Genomic DNA, 11327 nt, shown 5'->3' with positions numbered 1-11327 from the left:
TTATTGAGAGTGACCTCAATTTTATAGGCTCTTTGGATGGCACGTCAACTCGCAACTCTTTCGTCGACGAATACACCAGCAGGCACGATGCGGGAAACGCTGTCCTTCGCCGCATACCTGGAAAACCGCTTGCGCGACGACGCACCCAAATTGAAGGGAGAGCGCACGCGTGCGCGCCTCAAGATAGCCGCGGCGAACGTACTTGGCGAGAAGGGCTATCACGCGATGCGTGTGTCCGACGTCACGGAGAGGGCCGGCGTGGCGGAAGGCTCTTTCTATGTCTATTTCGACGACAAGAAGGAGATATCCCTCACGGTGTTGAGCGCCTTGCTCGAGGATTTTTTCAAGTTGAGCGCGCCACCGGAGACCGCGCGATCACCGTTCGATTCGATCCGGGCTTCCAACCGCCGCTGGATCGCGCTCTGCCGCGCGAACGCCGGCTTGATGCGCTGCATTTTCCAGCTCGGCGATGAGGAGCCCGATTTCAGCAGGTTGGTGCAGCGCACCAATCGCGAATGGTACGGCCGTGTGTCGCGCAGCGTCCTGCGTCGCCACAAGGATCTCGCGCAAGAAACGGCACTGCTGGCGATCTACTTCCTGGGTGCGATGATGGACGAGGTCGTCCGCAAGCTGGTCGTCTATCCCGATCCGGAGTTCATCAAAGTCATCAAATCGATGCGAGCGAATGACGATGCCGTTGCCGACGCGGCGAGCATCATTTGGCTCCGGATTCTCGATGCAGGCATGATGCCGCCGGACGACTTGCCTCCCACGGCCGCCAAGCTCGCCAAGATCATGTGGGTGTAGCGCTCTTAGCCCAGAAACCGGGCCGGCGACAGTGCGGCGGTGATCTCACCACTTACGGCCTCCTGGCGGATGATCAGCGCGGCGGCCAGGGCGCCGAGCGCAGGTGCGGTCTGTACCCCATAGCCTCCCTGTCCCGCGAGCCAGAAAAAGCCCTGTGCACGGGGATCGAAGCCCACGACCGGCGTACGATCGGGTGCAAATGTGCGCAATCCTGCCCAGCGGTGCAGCACGCGTCTCACGCGCAAAGTCGTCGCTCGTTCCACACGCTCCACCGCATAGGCGACGTCGATTTCCTCCGCCTGTGCGTCGCACGGTTCGGATATCGTCTCGTCGGCTGGCGACAGCAGCAAGGCGCCGGCTTCCGGCTTAAAATAGAAGAGCTCGTCGACATCGATCGCCATGGGCCAGGACGCCATGTTCCAATCCTGTCCTGCCGCAACCGTGAGCGCCGTGCGCCGCATCGGCGCAAGGCCCAGGGGCTTCAATCCGGCCAGCGCGGCCAAACTGTCCGCCCAGGCGCCGGCAGCGTTCACGACAAGCGGCGCCGCACAATCGAATTCCGCCGTAGCCATATGCCACAAGCCGTCTTTGTGGTGCATGGCAGTTGCGCGTCCGCCACATCGCAGGAGACAGCCGGATCTGCGTGCTGCCCGCAAGAAACCCTGCAGGAGCGCATCGACATCTATGTCGCCGCCGTTCTCGTCGAGCAGCGCAGTGGCAATGTAGTCGTCCCGCAGGATGGGCACCTGCTCGATGGTCTCGGTGACGTCCAGCCGCCTTGCAGTATCGCCGAGCTCTGCTTCCATGCGCTGCAGCGAGCCGGCTTGATCCGGACGCGCGATGAACATGGCGGCGCGGCGACGCAAGAGCGGCGTTTCGGTGAAACCATCGGGCGGTACGCGGAAAAACCGTCCAGACTCGGCCGTCAGGGTACGAACGACCGCATTGCCGTAACCCGGGGCGAAGAAAGCCGCAGACCGGCCGGTGGCGTGAAAACCTGGCTGCGCTTCGGCCTCCAGCATCAGCACACCGTATCCACTTTCGGCGAGCGGCATGGCGAGCGACGCCCCTGCGATTCCCGCACCGATGATGATGACGTCGAACCGTTCCATATCGCGCCTATATATCCCAACTCACGTCGTCCAGCGGCCAAATCGGTCGCGCGATGCGCCGATAAGGCAAGCTGCGGAAGTCGAGCTGCAACGCGCCCGGCGTCCCGACATACAAGATCTCTTCCGCGAGCGGCGCAAAGCCGGCGTGGAAATGCTGGCTGGATTTGACGACGACCACCCGTCGTGCGCGGGGATCGATGCCGATATTGCTGAAAAGATCCGGCCCGAGCCCTTGCTGCCGCTCGCTGACCAACACGACGTCTATGCCGGCGACGTGGACCGCCGCGGCTGGGCCGAGCGACGTCGCTTGGCCGGCAAAGGTCTGTGTCAGCCTGTTGCTCAACGCTGTCACGCGCGCGCTCAGGTCGAGCGGTTCGCCGGACATTGCGCCCACTTTGCCGCCGACGCGCAGCGCCAGCTCGGCGCCTTCTCCGGCAGCGTGGCAGAATTTGACCGCCTGCGGATCCCAGAGCGGCCCCAGGCAGACCGCTCTCGCGCTACACTCCAACAAGGCCTTCAGAAGAAAGGTCGAATCCCCTGGGGCTCCGCCGCCGGGATTGTCCGAAATGTCGGCCAGCACGATCGTGCCGCTGGTGCGCGCTGCAGCCTGACGGACCGCCTCCTTCATGGAAACCGGGACGTTCATGGTCGTGCCGCGGACGGCTCGCAGCATATGCTCTATTATGTCGGCCACCTGTTCGCCCAACACCGCATCGCCGTCGGTCACCACGAGGACGCGCGTGCCGCTTTCGGGCACATCGCACCATGGAAAGCCATGTGCGATGGAGACCGATAGGATTCCTGTCTGCTTTTCAAGGGCATGCATCCGCGCCACGATCTCCATCATCGGCGAGCGTGTCGTGTGATACACGCCGATCATGCGGCAGTCGCGCAAGGTCATCACGGGCCTGATTTTGCGCGCATGTGCGGAAGCGACGAGATCGACCAGTCGATCCGAGCACTCGACGAAATCGGTGTGCGGATATTCCTTCATGCAGACGATGATGTCCGCCTTGTCCACCATGAGTTCGCTCAGAACGCAATGCGGGTCGAGGTGGACGCCGATGACTGCGTGCGGACCTGCGCAGGCGCGGATGCGCCGCAGCAGCTCGCCCTCGCAATCGTCGATTCCCTGCGCCACCATCGCGCCGTGCAGCGACAGCACCACGGCATCGACAGGCAATGCTGCGGCCAATTGCGTCAGGATCTCTCCCGCGATGGTCTCGAATGCCGTACGCACCAACGGGCCGGCAGGTCCGGCCCAGGCACAGGTACCTTCGATGACGTCCCATCCTTGTGCACGGCCACGCTGGCGCACTGCCCAATTCGGCGCCAAGCCCGACACGGCATGATCGGGGTGCTCCCCGGGACGCAGCAAGAGTTGCTCAGCGAAAGAAGTCAGCGACGTCGGAATCGGCGAGAAAGTATTCGTCTCCGCGCCGAACGCCGCTGTGAAAATGCGCATGCCGTTCCCCTCGATCACTGCATCGAAAACCGGCGAACGGCGTCGCCGTTGCCCAAAAATCTGACGCATCCATCATATTGGCGCAGCCGCGCCGCATGCGAAGTGGAGTGCACCGACCGGTCACAAGAACCGGTAACTTGCAATTATGTCACGCCGCGCCCGGAAAGCGCGGATTTCCATGATCCGAAATAGCAGAAACTGATATTGATGTCATACTTATTTCTGTTACGGTTTTTGTCGCAGGGACATCGGCGAAAAAGGGGCTGGGCATGGATTCGCGTTGCGTAAGGTTATTGACGGTGTTGCTGATGGGTGGAACCGCGCTGGGCACGCTGGCCCCCGCTTTCGCAGCGGAAGTGGAAACCGTCGTCGTCACCGCCGAGAAACGCTCGCAGGATATTCAATCCGTCCCGGCGTCGATTTCCGCGCTGTCCGCCGAAGACATCAAGAACGCCGGCATCACGCGCTTTCAAGACTTCGCGGCCACTCTGCCGAACGTCTACATCGACGAACGCAATCTGCGTACCACGGCCATCAGCATCCGCGGCATCGTCTCGGAGACCAACAACCCCGGCATCGATCAGGCGGTCGGCGTCTTCGTCGATGGCGTTTACATGGGGCGCCCGACGACGATCAATACCAGCCTGGCCGACATCGATCGCGTCGAAGTCATCCGCGGACCGCAAGGCACGCTGTACGGCAAGAATACCATTGCGGGCGCCATCAACGTGATCACCGCGCTTCCGGGTGATGCGTTCGACGCGCGCGCCACCGTCGACGGCGGCGACTACGGCTATTTTCTGGGAACGGTATCCGCGGGCGGGCCGATCAGCGACACGGTGGGCGGACGGATCAGCGGCACCTATGAGCGCCGTGACGGCTTTGTGAAGAATACGGTCACCGGCACCAGCCTGGACGACGTCAATTCGCTGAGCGCGCGTGCGGCCTTCACCTACAAGCCGGCCGACGATCTCGAATTCATCCTGCGCGGCGACATTGCAAAGGATCGCACCAATTCGGGCGCTTACGACGTGCTGAACAACGGCGCTCTCGCCGGCTCGCCGCTTGCCGACTCGAACCCCAACGACCGCAAGATTGCGGAGAATCTCGACACGGTGCAGAATCGAGACGTCTGGGGCACGTCGCTCGAGGCGAACTGGTCGCCCGGCTTCGGCACGTTGACGTCGATCACCGCCTATCGCGGTTTCGAGTGGCGCAACTTCGCCGACAACGATTATACGGTCCTCGATCTCGAAAGCTCCGGCATCAACGAACGCCAGACGCAATTCTCCGAAGAGCTGCGCTTCGCCTCGCCCACGGGAGAGGCGTTGGAATACATTGTCGGGTTATACTATTTCAATCAGCAGCTCGACACGGACGCACTCGCCACGGCAGGCCCCGATCTTGCGGCGCTCATACCGGGCTATCCCTACACCAACCCGGAAGACATCACGATCACCGGCAATGTCGGAACGCGCGAGTTCTCCGTCTTCGGACAGTTGACCTATAATGTGACGGATGCCCTTTCCGTCACTGCCGGACTGCGCTACGCGGATGAGCATAAGACGCTGATCCACAGCGAGATTGCCGACCCTTTCCAGATATTGGCACAAACCCAAGCGGTGCGGGCCATCAAGATGCCCGAAAGCAATCTCTCGCCATCCGCAAATGTCGCCTACAAGATCGACGACGATCTTCGGGTCTATGCATCCTACGGGCGCGGCTTCAAGTCCGGCGGGTTTAATGCGTTTTCGGTCACTCCCACCGACGATGCCCGCTACAAGCCGGAGCAGGTCGACAGCTACGAGGTCGGCGTGAAATCGGAATGGTTCGACCGCAAACTGCTGTTCGACGTGTCGGCGTTCCATATGGATTACCGCAATCTGCAGGTGAATCAGCTCCTAAACGTCGGCGGTCTGCCGCAATTTGTGACCTCGAACGCTGCCAAGGCGGTAAGCCAAGGCGTAGAAACGCAAGTCACGGCGCAACCCTATGATTGGCTTGGCCTTACGCTCGGCTATGGCTACCTCGATGCGCATTTCTCGGACTACCGCCATGCGACGCCGGCCGATGACGACTATACCGACAATCGACTCGTCAAGGCGCCTGGCCACACGTTGAGCCTGGCGAGTCAGATCCAGGCGCCGATCACCAGCGGCCTCGACTTCACCTGGCACACCGAGCTGACCTATCGCAGTCGGTATTTCTTCGACACCGCCAACCAGTACGACCAAGGCCCGTTGACGCTCGTGAACATGCGCATCGGCCTGGCGGATAGCGACGGCCAATGGGAAGCCACGTTATGGGCCCGCAATCTGTTTGACACGGAGTATGCGATAGATCGCACGGCCGGCGCGATCGTGCCGGGCCAGGTCATCCAGGCCTTGGGTGCGCCGCGCACGGTCGGCATCGAAATCCGCACGAAGTTCTGGTGAGTTGAAGACGCCGCGATCCGTCCCATAGCAAAGGAGCTTTTCATTTGTTGGGCGTGATTGCGGCGCTTCTGTTCGTGCTCCTCCTCGCGGCGGGCGCCGGTCTTGCCTATGTGATGGGTGCCGGTGCGGTCCTTGCCTACGTCGCGAGCGGCAACGGTGCATTCCTCGCCGCGCTGCCGCAACGCATTTTCTCCAGCGTGGATGTCTTCGCCTTCATGGCGATCCCGCTCTTCGTTCTTGTCGGAGAGCTGATGAATCGCGGCGGCATCACCCGGGCTTTGGTCGACCTCGCCGTCGCACTGGTAGGACGGCGCAGGGGCGCGCTAGGCTATGTCAACGTGCTGGCGGGGCTGTTCTTCGCCGGAATTTCGGGTGCGGCGATGGCGGACGCCGCAGCGCTGTCGAGCACTCTCGTTCCCGCCATGCGGGAGCGCGGTTATAAGGACACCTATGCGGGCGCGATCACCGCCGCGTCGGCAATCCTGGGCCCGATCATCCCGCCCAGTATCATCCTCGTGTTCTACGGCGCGATCATGAATGTCGACGTTGCCGCGCTTCTGGCCGCGGGCGTTGGACCCGGTGCGCTGCTCGCCGTCATGCTGATGCTCGCGAACTGGTACTTCGCAAGGCGGTACGGCCATCCCGGCGGGCTCAGCGAGGATCGGGTTCCCTTCTGGCCCGCACTGTGGCGCGCCCTGCCGGCGCTGTCGCTGCCCGTGGTAATCGTCGGTGGAATCGTGTTCGGCTGGATGACGCCTACGGAGGCGGCCGGCATTGCCGTCGCCGCAGCCGTAGCGGTGGGCTATTTCTATCGCACGCTGGATGTCTCCAGCGTCGGCGAGAGCATCGTTCGCGCAACCATTCTTTCCGGTTCGATCTTCGCCATCATCATTGCCGCGTCAGGCATAGGCTTCGTTGCGACCCTGACTGGGCTGCCGGCGGCGATTTCCCATCTCGCGATCGATCTTGGCCTGGGGCTTTGGGGCTATATGGCCGCTCTGACGGTGCTGTTCCTGATCGTCGGCGTCTTTCTCGATACTCAGATCGGTCTCGCCCTGATTGCCCCGATCGTCGTCCCCGTCGCCATCGCCCAGGGCGCCAACCCCGTCCATATCGGGGTGGCGATCTGCCTCAATCTGTCCATCGGCTTGCTGGCGCCGCCGGCGGGCGGCGTCCTGATCGTCACTGCGACGACGGCCGGCATTCCCTATTGGCGGCTGGTGCGCGCCACGCTGCCGTTCCTCGTCATCGAAATCGCTGCGCTCCTGCTCGTGGTATTTGTTCCGGAGATAAGCCTCCTCATCCCGCGCCATTTCGGCCTGCTGCATGGAGGTGGATAGGGATGCGTCTCGCCCCCCTGATTTTGTCCGCACTTTTCGCCTGGACGGGAGCGGCCCTTGCCGATCCCATCCGCATCGGGATGTCGAGTAGCGCGGATCCGCAGCGCTCCGGTGTCTATGTCTGGTTGAAGGCGTTCGCCGACGTGCTCGAGAAGCATGGCCAGGCAGTGGTTTTCTATCCCAACAGTGCGTTGGGCGGCGAAGACGAAAGGATCGAACTCGTCCGGCTCGGTCTGCTGGCGGTGAATGACACAGGGGGCAATGAGGTCGCGGCGGTAAGTCCGCCGTACGACGGCCTTTCCCTGCCGTTTCTATTTCGCGACGACGCGGAGCTCGACAAGCTGCTGCACGCCGGCCGCTTTCTGGCGCGTATCAATGCGGAGGCGGAGCCTCGCGGCGTGCGTGTCGTTGACGTCGCCTTTCTCGGCGGTATGAGCGGCGTGTTCAACACGCGCAGACCGGTGCGCACGATGGATGAGGTGAGCCGATTGCGCCTGCGTGCCATGGATCATCGCGACCTGACCTTGCTGAGCGCATGGGGCGTTCACGGAGTTCAGGTCGCATGGGAAGAGGTCCCGCAAGCGCTGGGAACCGGCATCGCCGAAGGCTACATGAATGCGCCGCTTGTGCCGGTGATCTTCGGGCATACTTCGAACATCCACTACTTTCTCAACTTGCGCATCCAGCCGTCGGTCCGGACCATCACCTTTTCGCAGCGCTGGTATGACGGCCTGGCGCCGCCCACCCGACGCATTGTCGATGTCGCCGCCGCACAAGCGCGAGCCGCCAACCGGCGCTGGACAGCGGCGATCCAGAAGAAAGAGTTCGACATCCTGCGAGCGCATGGCGTCACGATCGCCGAACCGACGCCGCAGGCGCGCGCCGCCTTTGTCGCGCGCTCGGCCGCGATTTATGCTCAGTTGGTCACGTCCAAAGCGGCGACCTCCGTGGTCACGGATATGATGAAAGGGCGGAAGCCGTGATGCTGCGTGCCTTTTGCAGGCTGACCGTGCGGTTGAGCCATGCTATCGATCGTCTCTGTCTCCTGGCGGCTTGCGTCTTCATGCTCGTGATGATCGTGATGGTCGCGATCCAGGTCGTGGCACGCTACGGCTTTTCCGCGCCGCCGCAATGGACAGAGGAGATCGCGCGCTATGCGATGGTGTGGAGCGCGCTGTTGGGCGCGACGGTTTCCTTCCGGCGTGGCGCCGATCCGGTTCTCGTATCCTGGGTGGGCCCTTCGCGTACCGGGCGGCGGCTTCTGCCGGTGCGGATGGCCGCGGTGTTGATCTTCGTCGCTCCGTTCATCTATTTCGGCCCGGATTTCCTGGAGCGCGCGTCCATCCGCGTGACCGAATCGACGCGGCTGCCGCTGGCGCTGGTCGAGTCGATCGTGCCGCTGATGGCGGCGATCATCGCGTTCCATGCCGTGGCGAAGCTCGTCCAGCCCTTTTGCGAGGAACAGCCTGTCTGAGCGGCCCTATCGCGCCGTGCCGGGCTGGAGGACGATCTTCCTCAGTTTCTGCGCGGTCGGGGATTTGAGCGCGTCCGGTGGGTTGGCGCCATAGATCGCGCGATACCAGAGCACCGAGATGAACTCGGCCAAGTCGTCGTCGCTCAACCTCTCGTCTTCCAGAGCGGCGAGGAAGTGCGGATCGGGATAGACGACGAGCTTGCGCGCGATCTCGTCGAGGATGGCGCCGAGGCCGTAGGCCGCCAGCAGGACGACGGACTCGCCCGGATCCGCGCCAGGAAAGCGTTTGGCGACACTCGCGGCCACCCGCTTGTACCACCGGAAATTGGCGCGCTGCATGAGTTGGTTGAATTCGGGAATTTCGTCGCCGAGCTGGTAGACACAGCGGAACAGACCGGAATTGGCGCGCGCGGCCCGCAGCCAACGCCGGTTGGCACTGCAGATCACGCCGAACGCGGTGTTCACCGTGCCGGGTAGCTGCTCCATGTCGTATAACGCGTCGAGAAACTCGGTAAGCACCTCCACGGTGATCACCGTCTTGTTCTCGAAGTAGATGTAGAAAGTTGCCGGAGAGACCTGCGCCCGTTCGCAGATGTCACTGAGACGCATGTCGTGATAGCCGGTATCGCCCAGGACTTCGATCGCCGCGAGTTTCAAGGCGTCACGCGTGCGCTCTCCCTTACGGCGGTTTGGCAGTTCGCGCTGACGCCGCGCTTCGACGTCGCTGAATTTGAATGCATCGGCCCTCATGCCGGCACCTTGCACGGCGAGGGTGGCTGGGCGCGGTTTTCTATCCGTCATAGTGGGCGATCACCTGCAGAAACGGGAGATGCGGATGACGCGATCCGCGCCGTGTTCGAGTCGCTGTTCATAGCACTTGGCTTGACAGAAAAGAATATGACGTCACAATCATCTATTGTGAGGCTAGCCTCACTTTCGTTGTTCAACACTTTGAACGCACATATGAAAATTCCCGGCCGCGGCGGGAGGTCCTGTGGCGTGCAAAGCAATCTGGGAAAACTGAATTCCGGAGGCCATATGAACGTTATCGACGATGCCGCGCGCACGGCCTATGAAACCGATGGCGTGGTCTGCCTGCGCAATGCCTTTGCCGCGCACTGGATCGAGACGCTCCGCGAGGCGACCGAAGTTGCGATGGCCGAGCCGGGGCCGCATGCGGGCGAGTATACCGCGCCCGGGGCGCCAGGCCGTTTCTTCGGCGATCTGGACATCTGGCGGCGCCATGAGCCGTTTCGCCGCTTCGTGTTCGAAAGTCCCGCCGCTGAAATCACGGGCCTCATCATGCGCGCGAAGCGGGTGAATTTCTTCTACGACCAGTTGCTGGTCAAGGAACCCGGCACTGGCGACAAGACGCCTTGGCACCAGGATCAACCCTATTGGGCTGTCTCGGGCCGGCAAGTGTGTTCGATCTGGCTGCCTCTCGATGTCGTCGATCGCGAAACCAGCGTCGAGTATATCGCCGGCAGCCATCGTTGGGGGCGGGAATACATCCCTCAGCACTTCAAGGACGGGTCTCCCTACGAAGGTCGCGATCTGCCGAAGCTGCCGGACATCGATGCCGAGCGAGACAAGCACCGTATTCTCTCCTGGGACATGGAGCCGGGTGATTGTCTTGTATTCCAGGCGATGATCGTTCACGGCGCACGCGGCAATTCCAGTCTCGGACGCCGGCGGCGCGCATTGGCAACGCGCTGGACCGGCGACGATGCGCGCTATTGCATTCGGGAAGGTGAGACCGCCATTCCGACGACGGACCCCGGTCTGAAACACGGCGATCGCATGGATTGCGAATCGTTTCCACCAATATGGTCGAGTCCAGACGCGTGAGGGTCTACATTTCCGCCGACATCGAGGGCATTGCAGCGGTGACCTCGCGTGAGGAGACCGGCACTGTGGGCTTTGATTTCCACAGGGCCCGCGAGCGCATGACGGGCGAGGTGCTGGCCGCGATCGCAGGCGCTCGCGCGAATGGGGCGACGGGTTTTGTCGTCAGCGACTCGCATGGCAGCGGCCTCAACCTCATCCCGGAGCGCTTTGCGGAGGACACGGAACTGGTGCGCAGCTGGCCGCGCCCGCTCGGCATGATGCAGGGCATCGAAAGCGGCACCTTTGCCTGCGCCTTCCTTCTCGGCTATCACGCAGGAGCTGCGTCGCCCGGCGGTACGCTGGCGCATACATTGTCGAGTCGGGGGCTGCACGCGCTCAAGATTAACGGCCTAGATCTGTCTGAAGCCGGTCTCAGCGCTGCCGTCGCCGGTCAGTTTGGTGTGCCCATCACCTTGATGAGCGGTGACGACGTCTTCATCGCCGAGACCGCTCGGTTGCTCGGCGGCCTCGAATCCGTGGTGACCAAGCGCTCGACCGGATATTTTTCGGTGCACTCGAAAACGCCCATGCTCGTCGAACGCGAGCTGCGGGCCGCGGCAGGTGCCGCCCTGCGCCGGTCGACGGACACCAAACCTTTTTCGCCGGAACCACCCTTTCACGCGGAAGTGACGTTTAAGGCACCGCTGGCTGCCGAGCTCTTTTGCTATCTGCCGGGGTTTGTGCGTGTCGGCGCTTGCGGTGTGCGCTTCGATGCGAAGGATGCGGTCACCCTCAACCGCATCATGCAATTCCTCACGACGCTGGCGCCGACGCTGGGATAGAAGATGCCCGCTCGCGCGGGCTTTC

Annotated in this window: 10 protein-coding genes; 7 read left to right on the top strand and 3 right to left on the bottom strand. The window is 62.6% G+C overall.

Annotation, left to right across the window (positions count from 1 at the left end; translation table 11 throughout):
* Positions 1 to 36 precede the first annotated feature (36 nt).
* On the top strand, positions 37 to 807 hold the full coding sequence (locus tag WDM91_13430; protein MEI9995592.1) for a TetR/AcrR family transcriptional regulator: 771 nt from the start codon (positions 37 to 39) through the stop codon (positions 805 to 807).
* Between the two features lie 5 nt (positions 808 to 812).
* Here the strand turns inward: WDM91_13430 and WDM91_13425 are convergent, their stop codons facing one another.
* Together WDM91_13425 and WDM91_13420 are read right to left on the bottom strand one after the other, a co-directional pair.
* Positions 813 to 1919: an FAD-binding oxidoreductase gene (locus WDM91_13425; GenBank protein ID MEI9995591.1), complete on the bottom strand. Its 1107-nt coding sequence runs from the start codon at positions 1917 to 1919 to the stop codon at positions 813 to 815.
* Positions 1920 to 1926: 7 nt separating this feature from the next.
* Entirely contained in the window at positions 1927 to 3384 is a 1458-nt protein-coding gene (locus WDM91_13420) for a M81 family metallopeptidase (protein ID MEI9995590.1), read from the bottom strand.
* A 269-nt stretch (positions 3385 to 3653) separates the two neighbouring features.
* Here WDM91_13420 and WDM91_13415 point away from each other — a divergent pair, with 269 nt between their 5' ends.
* From WDM91_13415 to WDM91_13400, 4 genes are read left to right on the top strand one after another with little or no spacing between them, the layout of a single operon-like run.
* Positions 3654 to 5819 carry a TonB-dependent receptor gene (locus WDM91_13415; protein ID MEI9995589.1) on the top strand — a complete coding sequence of 722 codons (2166 nt, stop codon included), beginning with the start codon at positions 3654 to 3656 and terminating at the stop codon, positions 5817 to 5819.
* A gap of 53 nt (positions 5820 to 5872) precedes the next feature.
* The gene (locus tag WDM91_13410) at positions 5873 to 7159 is read left to right on the top strand and encodes a TRAP transporter large permease (GenBank protein ID MEI9995588.1); all 1287 of its coding nucleotides are present in this window, start codon (positions 5873 to 5875) and stop codon (positions 7157 to 7159) included.
* Positions 7160 to 7161: 2 nt separating this feature from the next.
* On the top strand, positions 7162 to 8142 hold the full coding sequence (dctP, locus tag WDM91_13405; GenBank protein MEI9995587.1) for a TRAP transporter substrate-binding protein DctP: 981 nt from the start codon (positions 7162 to 7164) through the stop codon (positions 8140 to 8142).
* Entirely contained in the window at positions 8142 to 8633 is a 492-nt protein-coding gene (locus tag WDM91_13400; GenBank protein MEI9995586.1) for a TRAP transporter small permease subunit, read from the top strand. The genes dctP and WDM91_13400 overlap by 1 nt, the downstream gene beginning before the upstream one ends.
* Before the next feature lie 6 nt (positions 8634 to 8639).
* Here WDM91_13400 and WDM91_13395 read toward each other — a convergent pair whose 3' ends face one another.
* A complete protein-coding gene (locus tag WDM91_13395; GenBank protein ID MEI9995585.1) occupies positions 8640 to 9434 on the bottom strand; it encodes a TetR/AcrR family transcriptional regulator in 795 nt (264 codons plus the stop codon).
* Between the two features lie 237 nt (positions 9435 to 9671).
* Between WDM91_13395 and WDM91_13390 the strand changes: the two genes are divergently transcribed.
* Together WDM91_13390 and WDM91_13385 are read left to right on the top strand one after the other, a co-directional pair.
* Positions 9672 to 10481, top strand: a complete 810-nt coding sequence (locus WDM91_13390) for a phytanoyl-CoA dioxygenase family protein (protein ID MEI9995584.1) — start codon at positions 9672 to 9674, stop codon at positions 10479 to 10481.
* Positions 10478 to 11302, top strand: a complete 825-nt coding sequence (locus tag WDM91_13385; GenBank protein MEI9995583.1) for a M55 family metallopeptidase — start codon at positions 10478 to 10480, stop codon at positions 11300 to 11302. Before WDM91_13390 ends, WDM91_13385 begins: the two co-directional genes overlap by 4 nt.
* Positions 11303 to 11327 lie beyond the last annotated feature (25 nt).

Source organism: Rhizomicrobium sp. (assembly GCA_037200385.1).
Lineage (GTDB): Bacteria > Pseudomonadota > Alphaproteobacteria > Micropepsales > Micropepsaceae > Rhizomicrobium.
The sequence above is the reverse complement of the archived record's forward strand: the minus strand, read 5'-3'. Positions and strand labels throughout refer to the sequence as shown.

Excerpts from the sequence above, each read along its gene's own strand:
- WDM91_13430 (MEI9995592.1), top strand. The coding sequence starts at position 37 with ATGGCACGTCAACTCGCAACTCTTTCGTCGACGAATACACCAGCAGGC.
- WDM91_13425 (MEI9995591.1), bottom strand. The coding sequence starts at position 1,919 with ATGGAACGGTTCGACGTCATCATCATCGGTGCGGGAATCGCAGGGGCG.
- WDM91_13420 (MEI9995590.1), bottom strand. The coding sequence starts at position 3,384 with ATGCGCATTTTCACAGCGGCGTTCGGCGCGGAGACGAATACTTTCTCG.
- WDM91_13415 (MEI9995589.1), top strand. The coding sequence starts at position 3,654 with ATGGATTCGCGTTGCGTAAGGTTATTGACGGTGTTGCTGATGGGTGGA.
- dctP (MEI9995587.1), top strand. The coding sequence starts at position 7,162 with ATGCGTCTCGCCCCCCTGATTTTGTCCGCACTTTTCGCCTGGACGGGA.
- WDM91_13400 (MEI9995586.1), top strand. The coding sequence starts at position 8,142 with ATGCTGCGTGCCTTTTGCAGGCTGACCGTGCGGTTGAGCCATGCTATC.
- WDM91_13395 (MEI9995585.1), bottom strand. The coding sequence starts at position 9,434 with ATGACGGATAGAAAACCGCGCCCAGCCACCCTCGCCGTGCAAGGTGCC.
- WDM91_13390 (MEI9995584.1), top strand. The coding sequence starts at position 9,672 with ATGAACGTTATCGACGATGCCGCGCGCACGGCCTATGAAACCGATGGC.